The following is a 16752-nucleotide window of genomic DNA, read 5'->3' as shown; positions in this document are numbered from 1 at the left end:
GTCCCGCGGATGAAGCAGGCCCCCTCCCTCCCCCACCGCCGCCTCCAGTCCGTCATCCGCGCCCTCCCCGTCACCCCCGCCGTCGTCCTCCTCGTCCTCTTCCTCGCCGGCCCCATCGCCTACTGCGCCTACATCGCCTTCACCGACCTCCAGCTCACCGGCCAGGCCGAGGACTCCTTCGTCGGTCTCGACAACTTCCGTACGGCGTTCGACGACGAGGCGTTCCGCAACGCGGTCTGGCTCACGCTCGTCTTCACCGTGCTCTCGGCGCTGCTCGGTCAGAACACCCTGGGGCTGGCCCTGGCTGCGCTGATGCAGCGCGCGTCCAAGCCCGTACGCACGCTGGTGGGCGCCGTCGTCGTCGCGGCGTGGGTGCTGCCGGAGGTCGTCGCCGGCTTCCTCCTCTACGCCTTCTTCCGCCGTGAGGGCACCCTGAACGCCATCCTGGACTGGCTCCATCTCCCCACCCAGAACTGGCTGTTCACCCTGCCGATCCTGGCGGTGTCGTTCGCGAACGTCTGGCGCGGCACCGCCTTCTCGATGCTGGTCTACTCGGCGGCGCTGAACGAGATCCCCAAGGAGATCACCGAGGCGGCCGAGGTCGACGGCGCCGGCGGCTGGCGCCGGATGTGGCACATCACGCTCCCGATGATCCGCCGCTCCATCGGAACCAACCTCATGCTGATCACCCTCCAGACCCTGTCCGTCTTCGGTCTGATCTGGGTGATGACGAGAGGCGGCCCGGGCGGCAAGAGCCAGACGCTGCCGCTGTTCATGTACGAGGAGGCGTTCCAGAAGAGCATGATCGGTTACGGCACGGCGGTCGCCCTTCTGCTGCTGGTGGTGGGCTCGCTGTTCTCGGTGGTCTACCTGCGGCTGCTGCGGACGGAGGTGTGACGCCGTATGGCCCGTACGCTCTCCTTCCGTCGCACCGCCCGCCGGCTGGCCGCCGACGCCGGTCTTCTGGTGGTGGCCGCGGCCTTCGTGCTCCCGCTGGCGTGGGTGGTGCTGTCCTCGCTGGACACCGACGCCAACCTCCAGGTGAAGCTCCCCGACGGCGTCACCCTGGACAACTTCGACGCGGTCCTGACTCCGGACATCACCTTCACCCCGCTGCTCAACAGTCTGCTCCTGTGCGGCGGCGGAACGCTGCTGACGGTGGTGTGCGCCGCGCTCGCCGCCTACCCCCTGTCCCGGTTCCGGTCCCGCTTGAACCGGCCCTTCCTGCTGACGATCCTCTTCGCGACGAGCCTGCCCATCACGGCGATCATGGTGCCGGTGTACGCCCTGTTCGTGCAGGTGAACCTGATCGACACCATGGAGGGGACGATCTTCTTCTTCGCCGCCTCCCAACTGCCGTTCGCCATCTGGCTGATGAAGAACTTCATGGACGGGGTCCCGAAGGAGCTGGAGGAGGCCGCCTGGACGGACGGGGCGTCGTCGCTCCAGTCGCTGGTGCGGGTCGTGCTGCCGCTCATGGGGCCGGGGGTGGCGGTGGTGACGGTGTTCTCGTTCGTGATGATGTGGGGGAACTTCTTCGTTCCGTTCATGCTGCTGCTCACCCCGGACCAGATGCCGGCGGCCGTGAGCATCAACGAGTTCTTCGGGAACCGCGGGACCGTGGTGTACGGGCAGCTGGCGGCGTTCTCGATCATCTACTCGACGCCGGTGATCCTGCTGTACGTGCTGGTGGCCCGGCGGCTGGGGGGCGGGTTCGCGTTGAGCGGGGCGGTGAAGGGGTGAGCGCGGGGAGGGCGGGCAGGGCGGGGCCGTACCGCACCGTCGGGATCGAGCCGCGCGCCACCCCGTGCGTCCGCCCCGGCGGACCGTCCCCCGTTGACGCACTCGTCTTCGACACCCGCCCACATGGTCGACTCGCGCTCCGCACCCTTCACACCCGGCGCCGCGAGCCACCAGGAGATCGACTACGGAAAGCGCTCGCGAATATGCCGCCTGGCCTTGCCGTTCACCGAACGTCACCGGTGGCCGGTCGCGCCTCGACCCCGTTCCCACGGCCCCCGCACCGCCGCCCGGCCCGCCCCGCGAATGATCTCGCCCGTCAACGAACCCGCCAGTAGCCGTAGTTTCATACAATCCGTAATCCTGGCCGAACAGACCGTAGTCACGGCACCCGGCCCCGCCTACGTTGTGGCCCGTGCGCCGACCCCAAGCCCAACCGAACCAGCCCAACCGCTCCAGCCGCCGAACCCCGCCCACTCCCCCGTTCAACGCCCCCGCCGCCCGAAGACTCCGTGCCGCCCTCAACATGGGACCCGAGCACGTCGCCTACGGGATGCGCGCGTCGTACGGGCTGCCCTACGTCACCCAGGACCTCGTCGTCGCCTGGGAACGGGAGATCGCCGCCCCCGACAGCAGTGAACTCACCGCCCTCGCGGGTGTGCTGTGGTGCTCGCCCAGCGAGCTGCTGGGCAAGCCGCGGACGCTGCGCGAACACCGGCTCGCCCGTGGCCTCGCGCCCGAGGACGTGGCGCGCACCGTGGGGCACGATCTCGGCGCGTACCTGCGCATGGAGGAGAACGACGACTGGCAGGGCAACGACCGCCAGTCCGCCGCCCTCGCCGACGTCCTCGGCCTGACCGTCCCGGACTTCATCACCGTCACCGGCCGGGACAGGGCCCTCGCCGAACTGCTGCGCAGTGCCGTGACGACGCGCTGGCAGGCGTACGTCCGCCCGGTCGGCAGGATGGTGCCCCTGGACCGGCGGCTGCTGGAGGACGCTCTCCAGGAGCTGCACCAGAACTACCAGGGGCAGATGACCGCCACCCTCAGCTGGGGCGGCGGGGGCAGCGAGTCCAGTGCGGCCGGCCGCGAGTTCCTGGACCGGATCGTGGAGCAGTTCTGGGCGACGGTCGGGGACGCCACCGCGTGAACCGGCCGTCCCGGCCCCTCAGTGGTCGGTCTGCGGGTGGAGCTTGAGCAGGTCGATGCCGTAGTCGTTGCCGTTCGGCGTCCGGACGGTCGTGTGGATGTGCTGCCGGGTCGGGGTGCCGCCGGGGCCTGCCATGCCGCACCCGCCACCGTCGCCGGCGGACTTGTCGGTCCTAGAAGACCGACTCCGCCTCGTCCATCCGGTCCTTCGGCACCGTCTTCAGCTCGGTCACGGCCTCCGCCAGCGGGACCATCACGATCTCGGTCCCGCGCAGGGCGGTCATCCTGCCGAAGTCGCCCCGGTGCGCGGCCTCCACCGCGTGCCAGCCGAAGCGGGTGGCGAGGACGCGGTCGTACGCGGTGGGCACGCCGCCGCGCTGGACGTGGCCGAGGATGACCGGCTTGGCCTCCTTGCCGAGGCGGCGCTCCAGTTCGAAGGCGAGGGCCGTGCCGATGCCCTGGAAGCGCTCGTGGCCGTACTGGTCGATCGCGCCCTTGCCGTAGTCCATGGTGCCGTCGGCGGGGTGGGCGCCCTCGGCGACGCAGATCACGGCGAACTTCTTGCCGCGCGCGAAGCGCTCCTCGACCATCTTGACCAGGTCGGCGGGGTCGAAGGGGCGCTCGGGCAGGCAGATGCCGTGCGCGCCGGCCGCCATGCCGGACTCCAGGGCGATCCAGCCCGCGTGCCGGCCCATGACCTCCACGACCATCACGCGCTGGTGCGACTCCGCGGTGGTCTTCAGGCGGTCCATGGCCTCGGTGGCGACGCCGACGGCGGTGTCGAAGCCGAAGGTGCGGTCCGTCGAGGAGATGTCGTTGTCGATCGTCTTCGGTACGCCGACCACGGGCAGACCGGCGTCGGAGAGCATGCGGGCCGCCGTCAGGGTGCCCTCACCGCCGATCGGGATCAGCGCGTCGATGCCGAAGTCACGGGCGATGTCGAAGGCGCTTTCGCAGGCCTCGCGCAGCCGGTCGCGCTCCAGTCGGGACGAGCCCAGGATGGTGCCGCCGCGGGCCAGGATGCCGCTGACGGCCTCCAGGTCGAGGCTGCGGTAGTGGCCGTCCAGCAGGCCGGCGTACCCGTCCTCGAAGCCGATCACCTCGTCGCCGTACTGCGCGACCGCTCGGTGCACGACCGACCGGATCACGGCGTTCAGGCCGGGGCAGTCGCCGCCTGCGGTGAGAACTCCGATGCGCATCGTGCTGTGTCTCCTGCTCGCTGTTGATACCGGTGAGCCAGTCCGATTGTTTCACGTCCGCGAGGACGATGTCGCTCCCGTACTGACGGGCGCCTTATCCACCGCCAAGGGTATTGTCAAGAGGGTTTCGCTCACCCCACTGGGCGATTTTTCGACGCCCTCGGGGACACCCGAGACGACGACCGACGACCGACGAGAACGACGGACGACAGACGAAACGGAGAGCACGCGTGACGCGCAGCGTGTACGTGACCGGCATCGACCGCGGCGACGGCCGCCAGGTCGTCGAACTGGGGGTCATGGAGCTCCTGACCCGGCAGGTCGACCGGGTGGGGGTGTTCCGGCCGCTGGTCCACCACGTCCCCGACCGCCTGTTCGAGCTGCTGCGCTCCCGTTATCGCCTCTCCCAGGACCCGGCGACGGTCTACGGCATGGACTACCACGAGGCCTCCGCCCTCCAGGCCGAGCGCGGCACGGACGAGCTGGTGTCCACGCTGGTCGACCGGTTCCACGCGGTCGCCCGTGACTACGAGTTCGTGCTGGTCCTCGGCACCGACTTCGCCGACACCCAGCTCCCGGACGAGCTGGCCCTCAACGCCAGGCTCGCCAACGAGTTCGGCGCGAGCGTCATACCCGTCGTCGGCGGGCGGGGCCAGGTCTCCGAGTCGGTGCTCGCCGAGACGCGCAACGCCTACCGGGCATACGAGAACCTGGGCTGTGACGTGCTCGCCATGGTCGCCAACCGGGTCACCCGGGACGACCGGGACGAGATCGCCGAGCGGCTCGGATCGCGGCTGCCCGTGCCCTGTTACGTCGTCCCGGACGAGCCCGCGCTGGCCGCGCCGACCGTTTCGCAGATCGCCCAGTCCCTGGACGCGAAGGTCCTCCTCGGCGACGACTCGGGGCTCGCGCGCGACGCCCTGGGCTTCGTCTTCGGCGGTGCGATGCTGCCGAACTTCCTGACCGCGCTGACCCCGGGCTGCCTGGTCGTCACCCCGGGCGACCGCGCCGATCTGGTCGTCGGCTCGCTGGCCGCGCACAGCGCCGGCACCCCGCCGATCGCCGGTGTGCTGCTCACCCTGGACGAGCGGCCCGGCGACGAGATCCTCACCCTCGCGGCCCGTCTCGCCCCGGGCACCCCGGTACTCTCGGTGCCGGGCTACAGCTTCCCCACCGCCGAGCAGCTCTTCTCCCTGGAGGGGAAGTTGAGCGCGGTCACCCCGCGCAAGGCGGAGACCGCGCTCGGTCTCTTCGAGCGGTACGTCGACACCGGTGAGCTGCTGAAGCGGCTCTCGGCGCCGAGCAGCGACCGGGTCACGCCGATGATGTTCGAGCACAAGCTGCTGGAGCGGGCCCGCTCGAACATGCGCCGCATCGTGCTGCCCGAGGGCACCGAGCCGCGCGTGCTGCACGCCGCCGAGGTGCTGCTGCGCCGCGACGTCTGCGACCTCACGCTGCTCGGCCCGGTCGACCGGATCCGCAAGCAGGCCGCCGACCTCGGTATCGACCTGGGCGACTGCCAGCTGATCGACCCGGCCACCAGCGAGCTGCGCGACGCCTTCGCCGAGAAGTACGCGCAGCTGCGCGCCCACAAGGGGGTCACGGTGGAGCTGGCGTACGACGTCGTCAGCGACGTGAACTACTTCGGGACCCTGATGGTGCAGGAGGGTCTGGCCGACGGCATGGTGTCGGGGTCGGTCCACTCGACGGCCGCGACGATCCGGCCCGCCTTCGAGATCATCAAGACAAAGCCCGACGCCGACATCGTCTCGTCCGTCTTCTTCATGTGCCTCGCCGACAAGGTGCTGGTGTACGGCGACTGCGCCGTGAACCCCGACCCGAACGCCGTGCAGCTGGCCGACATCGCCATCCAGTCGGCGGCCACCGCCGAGCAGTTCGGCGTGGAACCGCGGATCGCGATGCTGTCGTACTCGACGGGTACGTCCGGTTCGGGCGCCGACGTCGACAAGGTGCGCGAGGCGACCGAGCTGGTGCGCGAGCGGCGGCCCGACCTGAAGATCGAGGGACCGATCCAGTACGACGCGGCCGTGGAGCCGTCGGTCGCGGCGACCAAGCTGCCGGAGTCCGACGTCGCCGGCCAGGCCAGCGTGCTGATCTTCCCGGACCTCAACACCGGCAACAACACCTACAAGGCCGTCCAGCGCTCGGCCGGCGCCATCGCCGTCGGCCCGGTGCTCCAGGGTCTGCGCAAGCCGGTCAACGACCTGTCCCGGGGCGCCCTCGTCCAGGACATCGTCAACACCGTCGCCATCACCGCGATCCAGGCCCAGTCCCCCACCCCGTCCCTCCACGAGAAGGCCGCCGCCCAGTGAGTCCGTCCCGCGTCCTCGTCCTCAACTCCGGCTCCTCGTCGGTGAAGTACCAGCTGCTCGACATGCAGGACAGCAGCCGGCTGGCCACGGGCCTCGTCGAGCGCATCGGCGAGGAGACCTCCCGGCTCAGGCACACCCCGCTGGCGGCCGGCGGCGAGAGCCGCGAGTGGACCGCGCCCATCACCGACCACGAGGCCGCCCTGAAGGCCGTGTCGGCGGAGCTCGCCAAGGACGGGCTCGGCCTGGACTCGCCCGAGCTGGCCGCGATCGGGCACCGGGTGGTGCACGGCGGCAAACGGTTCACCGCGCCGACCGTCATCGACGACGCCGTGCTCGCCGAGATCGAGCGACTGATCCCGGTGGCCCCGCTGCACAACCCGGCCAACCTCACCGGTATCCGCACCGCCCGGGCCCTGCGCCCGGACCTGCCCCAGGTCGCCGTCTTCGACACCGCGTTCCACACGACGATGCCGGAGTCGGCCGCCCGCTACGCCATCGACGTCGAGACCGCCGACGCCCACCGGATCCGCCGGTACGGCTTCCACGGCACCTCGCACGCGTACGTCTCCCGCGCCACCGCCGAGCTGCTGGGCAAGGCGCCCAAGGACGTGAACGTCATCGTGCTGCACCTCGGCAACGGGGCGTCCGCGTCCGCCGTACGGGGTGGTCGTTGTGTGGACACCTCCATGGGGCTGACGCCTTTGGAGGGGCTCGTGATGGGTACGCGCTCCGGGGACACGGATCCCGCCGTCATCTTCCATTTGGCGCGTGTTGGCGGAATGTCCATCGCGGAAATCGACACTCTTCTCAACAAGAAGAGCGGATTGATCGGCCTGTGCGGGGACAACGACATGCGGGAGATCCGCCGGCGGATCGACGAGGGTGACGAGCGGGCCCAATTGGCCTTCGACATCTACATTCACCGGCTGAAGAAGTACATCGGCGCCTATTACGCGGTGCTCGGCCGGGTGGACGCCGTCGCGTTCACGGCCGGGGTCGGCGAGAACGCGGCTCCGGTGCGGGAGGCCGCCGTGGCGGGCCTGGAGCAGCTGGGCCTCGCGGTGGACCCCGGACTGAACGCCGTACGCGGTGATGGGCCGCGGCTGATCTCGCCGGCCGGCGCGCGGGTGGCGGTCGCGGTGGTGCCGACGGATGAAGAACTGGAGATCGCGACGCAGACCTACGCCTTGCTCGGGGAGAACGTCTAAACGGCCGAGTAACACGGCTGAGCATTGCGCAGCTCATTTGTATCTTCCGCCAGACGGAATATTCCGCGGCGAAACAAACCGATAGGATCGTCTCATGCGCCGTTCGAAAATCGTCTGTACTCTCGGCCCCGCGGTCGACTCCCATGAGCAGCTTGTCTCGCTGATCGAGGCGGGCATGAATGTGGCCCGCTTCAACTTCAGCCACGGAACGCACGAAGACCACCAGGGCCGGTACGAGCGCCTGCGCGCCGCGGCCCGGGAGACCGGCCGGGCCATCGGTGTGCTCGCCGACCTCCAGGGTCCCAAGATCCGCCTGGAGACCTTCGCCGAGGGCCCGGTGGAGCTGGAGCGCGGTGACGAGTTCGTCATCACGACCGAGGACGTCCCGGGTGACAAGCAGATCTGCGGGACCACCTACAAGGGCCTGCCGGGCGATGTCTCCAAGGGTGACCAGATCCTCATCAACGACGGCAACGTCGAGCTGAAGGTCACCGAGGTCGACGGTCCCCGGGTGAAGACGATCGTCATCGAGGGCGGTGTCGTCTCCGACCACAAGGGCATCAACCTGCCCGGCGCGGCGGTGAACGTGCCGGCGCTGAGCGAGAAGGACGTCGAGGACCTCCGCTTCGCCCTCCGCATGGGCTGCGACCTGGTCGCCCTGTCCTTCGTGCGGGACGCCAACGACGTGCAGGACGTGCACAAGGTGATGGACGAGGTGGGCCGCCGCGTCCCGGTCATCGCCAAGGTGGAGAAGCCGCAGGCGGTCGCCAACATGGAGGACGTCGTGATGGCGTTCGACGGCGTCATGGTCGCCCGTGGCGACCTGGCCGTCGAGTACCCGCTCGAGAAGGTCCCGATGGTGCAGAAGCGGCTCATCGAGCTGTGCCGCCGCAACGCCAAGCCGGTGATCGTGGCGACCCAGATGATGGAGTCGATGATCACCAACTCCCGTCCGACCCGTGCCGAGGCCTCCGACGTGGCCAACGCGATCCTGGACGGCGCGGACGCGGTCATGCTGTCGGCGGAGTCCTCGGTCGGCGCGTACCCGATCGAGACCGTCCGGACGATGTCGAAGATCGTCGCCGCGGCGGAGCAGGAACTGCTGAGCAAGGGCCTGCAGCCGCTCGTCCCCGGCAAGAAGCCGCGCACGCAGGGCGGTTCGGTCGCCCGCGCGGCCTGCGAGATCGCCGACTTCCTCGGCGGCAAGGGCCTGGTCGCCTTCACCCAGTCCGGCGACACCGCCCGCCGTCTGAGCCGCTATCGCGCCGCCCAGCAGATCATCGCGTTCACCACCGACGAGTCCACGCGCAACCAGATGACCCTCAGCTGGGGCGTCGAGCCGCACGTCGTGCCGTTCGTGAACAGCACCGACGAGATGGTCGACCTGGTGGACCAGGAGATCGTCAAGCTCGGCCTGTTCAACGAGGGCGACATCGTGGTCATCACCGCCGGCTCCCCGCCCGGCGTCCCCGGCACCACCAACATGGTCCGCGTCCACCACCTCGGCGGCGGCGCGCGGGACTGACCCGGAGAGGGCCCACGAGGGCTTCGTACGGCGCTGAGGGCGCTCCCTGTGGAAGAGGGGGCGCCCTCAGTCCTTCAGTGGTGCCTGCCCCTGGCTCCCGCCGAGGGTCACGCCTCGACGGCCGCGCGCAGGAGCGCGGACGCCAAGGCGTCGAAGTTCTCGCGGTAGAAGCCCAGCCGGATATGGAAGGGCTCCTGGGCGAAGAGGCCCTCGCGCCCCGTGAACATGGTGGGCGCGGCCGTCAGCGCGCTGTGCACCATGTGCAGTTCCGCCATGGTGAGACGGAAGTCGCGTGACTCCGTGTGCCGTCCGATGAGGCGTTCCACGAGCGCGTCGACCGCCTCCCGGTCGGCGCCGACCAGCAGGGTCAGCTCCGTGTCGCCTTGGTTGCGCTCGCTCAGGTAGCTCAGCGCCTCGTACATCGCCGACACCTGACGGGGCGTGAGCCGGGCGATGAAGGCGTCGCCGTCGCGGGTGACCTTCAGCTGGGTTCGCAAACGATTCTCCTCCGCCCGCGGGCGGCAGGTCGGCACTGTGGCCCGGCCCTCCGGCTGGAGGACCGGGCCACAGTGCTTGTGCGGCTCCCGAACGGGCCTGTCGGGGGGCGTCTGGCGGGAGACGCCCCGGCTCAGTCGGTGACGAAGTTGTGCAGGCCGGGCACGTGCAGGGTGCCGCCGAACTGGCCGGCCTGGGTGACCTTCACCTTGGTGAAGTAGATCAGCGGGATGTTCAGCGGCGGCGGGTGCTCCGGGTCGAAGGTGACCGGGATCAGGCCGAGCAGGTTCCCGGAGATGCTCTCGGTGTACATCACCGTCTTGCCGTCGCGGATCGTGGACGTCGAGCCCGCGGCCGCCTGCACGTGGTAAGTCTTGCCGGACTGCTTGTCCTTCACAGTCTGGTGCAGATCGCCGATGTCGGTGCCGTCGGAGATGACGTACTTGAGCACCTTCTTCTTGGTGCCGTTGGCCGTCTTCACCTCGACGATGCCCTGGTAGTCGGCGCCCTTGAGCAGCAGCGAGCTGGCGTTCAGGTACCACGGGTCGTCGGGCAGCGGCACGGGGTTGTCGACGCCGCCCTCCTCGTCCGTGGCGACCGGGCAGTTCTCCGGGTCCGCGCTGGAACTCGCGGACGGGGTCGGCGTGGCGGTGGCCTCGTCGGCCGCCTCCTCGGCCGCCTCGGTGGTGTCCTTCACCGTGTCGGACGCCTTGCCGGTGGCGTCCTCGACGGTGTCCTTCACCGTGTCGGTGGCCTTCTCGGCGGTCTCCTTGACCGGGTCGGATTCCTTGGAGGTGTCCGTACCGGAGTCGGAGGAGCCGTCGGACGCCTCCTCGCTCGCGCTCGCGGAGGGCGTCGGCGTCGGGCTCGCGGACTCCCCGGACGTGTTCCCGCCCGTGAAGATGCCCTCGATGGCGTCGCCGATGTTCTCCAGCAGGTTGCCGCCGCTCTCGGACGGCGAGGGGGACGGCGTGGCCGTGTCGCCGGACTGGGCCTCGCTCGACTTGCTCGGGGAGGGCGTCGGCTCGGGCTCGGCCGCGTCGTCGGAACCTGAATCCGACGAGGAGGAGTCGTCCGCGGAGTCCGAGGAACCGCCGGTACCCGAGGAGTCGGAGGACTCCTCGCCCGCGGACGCCGACGGGGTCGGCTCGGCCGTGTCGTCGTCCGTGGACTCACTGGCGCTCGGGGACGGGGACGCCGAGGCGTCGTCCTCCAGAGCCGCCACGCACTCCTTGTACTCGTCCGCCGTGAGGCTGTTGGACGTCGGCTTGGTGGCGTTGTCGCTGTCGGCCTGCGCGAGTGTCGGTGTGAACCCCATTCCCATGAGGACCGCGGTGGGCATCGCCGCCAGGGCTATCGCCTTGCCGGCCGGCATGTGGAACCTGGTGAACAGCGGCTTTTTGGGTGCCGCGTGTCGCGGCCCGGTTCTCACACGGGACTTGTCCACCTCAGTCCCGTGGGTCACCTCGTCAGCCGGCACTGTGCCTCCCGTTCGCCCCGTTCGCCGGGCTCGTTCCTGACAGATCGTTCGACTTGCCCCACTGGTCCGTGTCCTGAACGGGCTGGAGGACCGTGGTGTCGGGGTCCAGGCCCTCAGGAGCGCCACCCGCTCCCGTCCCGTCCTGCGCCACCGTCTCCGCGTCGGGCGGCGTGCCCGGGACCCACGACACGGCCATCGCTCCGCCGATGAGGGCGAAGAGGAAGCCGATGAGGAAGCCACCGAGGTTGGACAGCGGGATGGAGACGAGCGCCAGCAGGATCGCCGCGACGCCCGCGAAGGTGCGGACGTGCTTCTGGAACCACAGAGTGAAGCCCAGGACGACGAGCAGCACACCGATGATCAGGGAGCTGGAGCCCCCCGCGGTCTGCATCGCCAGCGTCAGATGGCCGATCTGAAGGTTCGCGTACGGGAAGTAGGCGATCGGGAGTCCGCCGAACATGACGAACAGACCGGCCCAGAACGGCCTCGTACCCCGCCAGGCGCGGAAGTTCCGCCGAAAGACCCGGAGGTAGTGCTCGTCACGGCCGGGCGCGGCAGGAGTCTCGGCGCTCATCGAAAACAGCTCCCTGGTACAGCGTTGCTGTGATGGTGGTGCGGTGGTGGTGAGTTGTGGTGCCTGTGACCACTTGTGAAGAAAGCGGGCGGAGAGTGGACGGGCGGGGGCGCCATCGGCTCCCCCGCCCGTCAGAGAGTGCTTAGTAGCACTCCTTGACACCCGTCGACAGCGACATCTTCAGACCGCTGAGCTTGAAGGTTCCGGCGGTGGTCGCCCACGCCGTCTGCTTCACGCCGACCAGCGTGGCCTTGTCGGCCTGCTGGGCGAACCCGAAGGGGTTGGCCTGCTCGCCGCCGCCCTTCATGCCCGGACCCTTGCTGGCGTCCTTGGCGGCCACACCGATGTCGATGTTCTCGAACGTGGCGTCGGCCTCGAGGTCGGCCACGTCGATGTACAGGTTCTTGGCCTCGACCGGCTTGTTCGGGTCCTCGCCCGCCCGCAGGATCAGGCTGACGCTCCCGAGGATCGGGACGTCAGGGGTGACCACGGACTGGCACAGGCTGTTGATCGTCGCGGACTTGAAGCCCGAGACGGCGACGGGGTGAACCGTCTTCTTGCCGGTGAGCGTGTAGCCCTCGTCAAGAGCGCCGTACTGCGAGAAACCGGTACCGACGAGCTTGTCCGTCGTGACCTTGAACGACTGGCCGGAGACACTGAACGACGCGGCGAGAGCGCCCTGCGCGAGGGCGACACCTATCGCAGCCGTGGCGGCGACGCTGGGCACCATGACCACAGCGAACCGCTTCCATCTGGTCCCGCCACGCACCTGGGACTCCATATTTCCTCCTTCTCGGACGTACATCTCCTGGCCTCGACCGAACTTCCGAAGTCGACGGCTCGGCCGGGCAGGGATGGGAGAAGTGCTACGTCCTCGGGAAGGAGAGCGCCTGCGATCGGTGGCGCGAACCGCGCCCGAACAACCGGCGATCACCCCCGAGCGACAACCACTGGTCGCGCCTGACACGCATCACGCACAACCTTGCTGGACAGGCTTCGCCGGGTGGGCGAAGACCCCCCTGTCCAAGAGCCGGCGCCACTGCCGCCGCCCCTGCTCGGTGGGGACCCAGGAACTCCCGTGACCCGACCGGCTGTCGGGGTACGGAAATGGACCGAGCGTGGCCGATCGTGGTGCATTCTCGCCGCCCGCACAAGGGGCTTCGTTACTCGGTAGTAACGGCGGGATAACCGAACAACGACCCGCCGGTCTCGGACAGCGACTCAGGGTGGTGTCCAGCGACCGGACAAGTCCATTAATCACCGGACAGAGTCCGACAGAACGACGCCTCTGACTTACCCGCAGTAACTGCGGCCGCGATTACCAAGATTTGGTAAAGCGCGGCCGCAGTGATGCTCTGTCAGCAAAACCCTTCACTCGGGCAACACGCGCCGATGCGTTTAGTGACTGGTCAGAACGGGGCCGGCGCCCCGCCCCGGGACCCGGTCAGAACAGCGCACGCGCCAGGGCCCGGCGCGCCGCCGCGACCCGCGGGTCCTCGCCGCCCACGACCTCGAACAGCTCCAGCAGCCGCAGTCGCACGGCATCCCGGTCGTCACCCACCGTGCGCGCCACCGTGTCGATGAGCCGCCCGAAGGCGTCCTCGACATGTCCGCCCACCAGATCCAGGTCGGCGGCGGCGATCTGCGCGGCCACGTCGGCGGGCTTGTCGGCGGCGTCCTTGCGCACCTGCTGCGGGTCGACACCCTGCACGCGCTGGAGCAACTCGGCCTGGGCGAGCCCGAGTTTGGCCTCCATGTTGGCCGGGTCCTCGCTCAGTACGTTCCGGTACGCCTGCACCGCACCGCCCAAGTCCCCGGCGTCCAGGGCCTGCACGGCGGCCTCCAGCAACGCGTCGTACGGGCCGACCGGCACCTCGGGGGCGCTCTGGGCACCGCCGCCGGGCTCGGCGTCGGGGTCGACGGTGAGGCCGGTCAGACCGAAACGCTGCTCGGCTACGGTGACGAGCTGGTCCAGCGTCTCGCGGATCTGCGCCTCGCCGGCCGCCCCCTGGAAGAGCGGCAGCGCCTGTCCGGCGACGACGGCGAACACGGCGGGGATGCCCTGCACGCCGAACTGCTGCATCAGCATCTGGTTGGCGTCGACGTCGATCTTCGCGAGGAGGAACCGGCCGTTGTACTCGACGGCGAGCCGCTCCAGCACCGGGCTCAGCTGCTTGCAGGGCTGGCACCACTCGGCCCAGAAGTCGATGACGACGGGCACCTCGGCGGACCGCTGAAGGACCTCCCGCTCGAACCCCGCCTCATCGACGTCGATGACGAGGTCGGCGGGCGAGATGGCCCCTCCCCCGCCCTGCCGGGCGGTCTCGGCACGCGCCTGCTCCGCCTTCGCCTTGGCCTCCTGGGCCGCCTTCACCGCGGCGAGGTCGACGACTCCGCTCATGGACATGTTCCGTGGCTGCATGCGTCTATCCTCCCCCGTCCGGCGCGCACTGTGAAAAGCGGTGTGAAAGCCGGGCCTCGCCCGGCCATGATGTCGACGCCGGGTCCCCACCCCACGTCAGTGGTCGTCGCTTTCGCTACGAGTCGTAGCGTAATGGCATCGAGTGCCTCCGGAACACCACCCCCCGGTGATCTCCCTCACGACGACACAGAATCCCCGGATATCGCGGGGATATGGTCGGAGGATGCAGAGCCGCACCCCCGTCACCCGCCCCGGCCGCCCGCGCAGCGCGGCCGCGGCGACGGCGATCCTGGCGGCGACGCGGGAGGCTCTGGTCGATCTGGGCTGGTCGAAGCTCACCCTGGGAGACGTGGCGACGCGCGCGGGGGTTGCGAAAACGACCATCTATCGACGCTGGCCCGGCAAGAACGAGCTGGTGGTCGACGCGGTCGCGGAGCTCTTCGACGAGCTGGAGCTGCCCGACCGGGGCTCCCTGGCCGCCGACATCGAGGGCGTGGTCCTGCAGTTCGCGGCCATCCTGGACCGGCCCGAGGCGAGAAGCGGCCTGATGGCGGTGGTGGCGGAGTCGACACGGGACGAGGCCCTCAGGGAACGGATCCGCGAGTCGATCGTCGAACGCCAGAAACGGCTCGTCCTCCAGGGCCGCACCCGCGCCCAGACCCGCGGCGAGCTGCCCCCCGAGTCCGACCCCGAGGACGCGGCCCGCACCGTCGACCTCATCTTCGACGTCGTCGCCGGCGCGGTCGTCCACCGCACACTGGTGAGCGGCTGCCCGGCCGACGAGGAGTGGGTACGCGGCTTCACCCAGGTCCTGCTGCTGGGCCTGCGGGGAGCGGCCGCGCTCCCGGTCGAACCCTGAGCCGCTCCCCGAGCGGCAGCGGGGCGGGCGTCTCAGAAGCCCGGCGGCTCCGTGTACACCCCCCACTCGTCCCGCAGGACCCCGCAGATCTCACCGAGGGTCGCCTCGGCCCGGACCGCGTCCAGCATCGGCTCGATCATGTTGGCGCCGCCGCGGGCGGCCGCCAGCATGGCGTCGAGGGCCGTCCGGACCGCCGACTCGTCCCTCGCCGTCCGCCGCGCGGCGAGCACCCGCACCTGCTCGCGCTCCACCTCGTGGCTCACCCGCAGGATCTCCAGGTCGCCGGTGACGGACCCGGTGTGCGCGTTGACGCCGACGACCCGCTTGTCGCCCTTCTCCAGCGACTGCTGGTAGCGGAACGCCGACTCCGCGATCTCCCCGGTGAACCAGCCGTCCTCGATCCCGCGCAGGATGCCGGAGGTGATCGGACCGATCGGGTGCCGCCCGTCCGGGTGGGCCCTGAGGCCGCGCTCCTTTATCTGCTCGAAGATCTTCTCGGCGTCGGCCTCGATCCGGTCCGTCAGCTGCTCGACGTACCAGGCACCGCCCAGCGGGTCGGCCACGTTGGCGACGCCGGTCTCCTCCATGAGGACCTGCTGGGTGCGCAGGGCGATCTCGGCGGCCTGCTCGGAGGGGAGCGCGAGGGTCTCGTCGAGGGCGTTGGTGTGCAGCGAGTTGGTCCCGCCGAGCACGGCGGCCAGCGCCTCCACGGCCGTACGGACGACGTTGTTGTACGGCTGCTGCGCGGTCAGCGAGACACCGGCGGTCTGGGTGTGGAAGCGCAGCCACTGGGCCTTGTCGGTCCGCGCCCCGTACACGTCCCGCATCCAGCGCGCCCAGATGCGGCGGGCGGCGCGGAACTTGGCGATCTCCTCGAAGAAATCGACGTGCGCGTCGAAGAAGAAGGACAGGCCGGGAGCGAAGACGTCGACGTCCAGACCGCGGGAGAGGCCCAGCTCGACGTAGCCGAAGCCGTCGGCGAGGGTGTACGCCAGCTCCTGCGCGGCCGTCGCGCCGGCCTCTCGGATGTGGTAGCCGGAGACGGACAGCGGCTTGTAGGCGGGGATCCCGGCCGCGCAGTGCTCCATGAGGTCGCCGATGAGGCGCAGGTGCGGCTCGGGCTGGAAGAGCCACTCCTTCTGGGCGATGTACTCCTTGAAGATGTCGGTCTGGAGCGTGCCGTTGAGGACGCCCGGGTCGACGCCCTGGCGCTCCGCCGCCACCAGGTACATGCAGAAGACCGGGACGGCCGGCCCGCTGATCGTCATCGACGTCGTCACATCGCCGAGCGGGATGTCCTTGAACAGGACCTCCATGTCGGCGGCCGAGTCGATGGCGACCCCGCAGTGCCCGACCTCGCCCAGCGAGCGCGGGTCGTCGGAGTCGCGGCCCATGAGCGTCGGCATGTCGAAGGCCACCGAGAGTCCGCCGCCGCCGTTGCGGAGGATCATCTTGTAGCGCTCGTTGGTCTGCTCGGCGTTCCCGAACCCGGCGAACTGCCGGATGGTCCACGTCCGCCCTCGGTAGCCGGTCGGATACAGGCCGCGGGTGTACGGGTACTCCCCGGGCCATCCGATCCGCTCGAAGCCCTCGTACCTGTCTCCCGGCCGGGGCCCGTACACCGGCTCCACGGGATCCCCGGAGAGCGTGGTGAAATCCGCCGTGCGCTTGCGCGCGGCGTCGTACCGGGCCTGCCAGCGACGGCGGCCCTCCTCGATGGCGTCAGCGTCCATACCCTCGAATTTACTAGGACGTCCTAGTAAATGTC

14 protein-coding genes are annotated in these 16752 nt (G+C 69.7%); 7 read left to right on the top strand and 7 right to left on the bottom strand.

Features of this window, described 5'->3' with window-relative positions; genetic code table 11:
- The first annotated feature begins 9 nt into the window (after positions 1-9).
- From ACFZBP_RS34515 to ACFZBP_RS34505, 3 genes are all read left to right on the top strand, one after another.
- Positions 10-897, top strand: a complete 888-nt coding sequence (locus tag ACFZBP_RS34515; protein ID WP_383460006.1) for a carbohydrate ABC transporter permease — start codon at positions 10-12, stop codon at positions 895-897.
- A 6-nt stretch (positions 898-903) separates the two neighbouring features.
- Positions 904-1743 carry a carbohydrate ABC transporter permease gene (locus ACFZBP_RS34510; protein WP_383460001.1) on the top strand — a complete coding sequence of 280 codons (840 nt, stop codon included), beginning with the start codon at positions 904-906 and terminating at the stop codon, positions 1741-1743.
- A gap of 403 nt (positions 1744-2146) precedes the next feature.
- Positions 2147-2890, top strand: a complete 744-nt coding sequence (locus ACFZBP_RS34505) for a helix-turn-helix domain-containing protein (RefSeq protein WP_383459996.1) — start codon at positions 2147-2149, stop codon at positions 2888-2890.
- A gap of 172 nt (positions 2891-3062) precedes the next feature.
- Here ACFZBP_RS34505 and ACFZBP_RS34500 read toward each other — a convergent pair whose 3' ends face one another.
- Positions 3063-4088 (bottom strand): ATP-dependent 6-phosphofructokinase, encoded by a 1026-nt coding sequence (locus ACFZBP_RS34500; protein WP_391419048.1) that lies wholly within the window; start codon positions 4086-4088, stop codon positions 3063-3065.
- A 230-nt stretch (positions 4089-4318) separates the two neighbouring features.
- Here ACFZBP_RS34500 and pta point away from each other — a divergent pair, with 230 nt between their 5' ends.
- The 3 genes from pta to pyk all read left to right on the top strand — a co-directional run bounded on the left by pta (position 4319) and on the right by pyk (position 9154).
- Positions 4319-6421, top strand: a complete 2103-nt coding sequence (gene pta / locus ACFZBP_RS34495; protein ID WP_391419046.1) for a phosphate acetyltransferase — start codon at positions 4319-4321, stop codon at positions 6419-6421.
- A complete protein-coding gene (locus tag ACFZBP_RS34490) occupies positions 6418-7629 on the top strand; it encodes an acetate/propionate family kinase (RefSeq protein ID WP_391419043.1) in 1212 nt (403 codons plus the stop codon). The genes pta and ACFZBP_RS34490 overlap by 4 nt, the downstream gene beginning before the upstream one ends.
- A gap of 94 nt (positions 7630-7723) precedes the next feature.
- Positions 7724-9154: a pyruvate kinase gene (gene pyk, locus ACFZBP_RS34485; RefSeq protein WP_391419041.1), complete on the top strand. Its 1431-nt coding sequence runs from the start codon at positions 7724-7726 to the stop codon at positions 9152-9154.
- A gap of 107 nt (positions 9155-9261) precedes the next feature.
- Here the strand turns inward: pyk and ACFZBP_RS34480 are convergent, their stop codons facing one another.
- From ACFZBP_RS34480 to ACFZBP_RS34460, 5 genes are all read right to left on the bottom strand, one after another.
- Positions 9262-9651 (bottom strand): hypothetical protein, encoded by a 390-nt coding sequence (locus ACFZBP_RS34480; RefSeq protein WP_391419039.1) that lies wholly within the window; start codon positions 9649-9651, stop codon positions 9262-9264.
- Between the two features lie 131 nt (positions 9652-9782).
- A complete protein-coding gene (locus ACFZBP_RS34475; protein ID WP_391419037.1) occupies positions 9783-11129 on the bottom strand; it encodes a hypothetical protein in 1347 nt (448 codons plus the stop codon).
- Positions 11119-11703: a DUF6114 domain-containing protein gene (locus tag ACFZBP_RS34470; RefSeq protein WP_383459980.1), complete on the bottom strand. Its 585-nt coding sequence runs from the start codon at positions 11701-11703 to the stop codon at positions 11119-11121. Before ACFZBP_RS34470 ends, ACFZBP_RS34475 begins: the two co-directional genes overlap by 11 nt.
- A gap of 142 nt (positions 11704-11845) precedes the next feature.
- The gene (locus ACFZBP_RS34465; RefSeq protein ID WP_383459974.1) at positions 11846-12484 is read right to left on the bottom strand and encodes a DUF6230 family protein; all 639 of its coding nucleotides are present in this window, start codon (positions 12482-12484) and stop codon (positions 11846-11848) included.
- A 663-nt stretch (positions 12485-13147) separates the two neighbouring features.
- Positions 13148-14125, bottom strand: coding sequence for a tetratricopeptide repeat protein (locus ACFZBP_RS34460; protein WP_383459967.1), 978 nt, complete (start codon positions 14123-14125; stop codon positions 13148-13150).
- Positions 14126-14348: 223 nt separating this feature from the next.
- Between ACFZBP_RS34460 and ACFZBP_RS34455 the strand changes: the two genes are divergently transcribed.
- Positions 14349-14984 carry a TetR/AcrR family transcriptional regulator gene (locus tag ACFZBP_RS34455; RefSeq protein WP_383459964.1) on the top strand — a complete coding sequence of 212 codons (636 nt, stop codon included), beginning with the start codon at positions 14349-14351 and terminating at the stop codon, positions 14982-14984.
- Positions 14985-15016: 32 nt separating this feature from the next.
- Here ACFZBP_RS34455 and ACFZBP_RS34450 read toward each other — a convergent pair whose 3' ends face one another.
- On the bottom strand, positions 15017-16717 hold the full coding sequence (locus ACFZBP_RS34450) for a methylmalonyl-CoA mutase family protein (RefSeq protein ID WP_391419033.1): 1701 nt from the start codon (positions 16715-16717) through the stop codon (positions 15017-15019).
- Between the last annotated feature and the right edge of the window lie 35 nt (positions 16718-16752).

Origin of the sequence: Streptomyces sp. NPDC008086 (genome assembly GCF_042957325.1) — a bacterium.
Lineage (GTDB): Bacteria > Actinomycetota > Actinomycetes > Streptomycetales > Streptomycetaceae > Streptomyces.
The sequence above is the reverse complement of the archived record's forward strand: the minus strand, read 5'-3'. Positions and strand labels throughout refer to the sequence as shown.

What these genes read in the sequence shown, in the direction of transcription:
- ACFZBP_RS34470 (WP_383459980.1), bottom strand. Translation starts at nt 11,703, where the DNA reads ATGAGCGCCGAGACTCCTGCCGCGCCCGGCCGTGACGAGCACTACCTC.
- ACFZBP_RS34450 (WP_391419033.1), bottom strand. Translation starts at nt 16,717, where the DNA reads ATGGACGCTGACGCCATCGAGGAGGGCCGCCGTCGCTGGCAGGCCCGG.
- ACFZBP_RS34515 (WP_383460006.1), top strand. Translation starts at nt 10, where the DNA reads ATGAAGCAGGCCCCCTCCCTCCCCCACCGCCGCCTCCAGTCCGTCATC.
- ACFZBP_RS34455 (WP_383459964.1), top strand. Translation starts at nt 14,349, where the DNA reads ATGCAGAGCCGCACCCCCGTCACCCGCCCCGGCCGCCCGCGCAGCGCG.
- ACFZBP_RS34510 (WP_383460001.1), top strand. Translation starts at nt 904, where the DNA reads ATGGCCCGTACGCTCTCCTTCCGTCGCACCGCCCGCCGGCTGGCCGCC.
- ACFZBP_RS34460 (WP_383459967.1), bottom strand. Translation starts at nt 14,125, where the DNA reads ATGCAGCCACGGAACATGTCCATGAGCGGAGTCGTCGACCTCGCCGCG.
- ACFZBP_RS34465 (WP_383459974.1), bottom strand. Translation starts at nt 12,484, where the DNA reads ATGGAGTCCCAGGTGCGTGGCGGGACCAGATGGAAGCGGTTCGCTGTG.
- pyk (WP_391419041.1), top strand. Translation starts at nt 7,724, where the DNA reads ATGCGCCGTTCGAAAATCGTCTGTACTCTCGGCCCCGCGGTCGACTCC.
- ACFZBP_RS34500 (WP_391419048.1), bottom strand. Translation starts at nt 4,088, where the DNA reads ATGCGCATCGGAGTTCTCACCGCAGGCGGCGACTGCCCCGGCCTGAAC.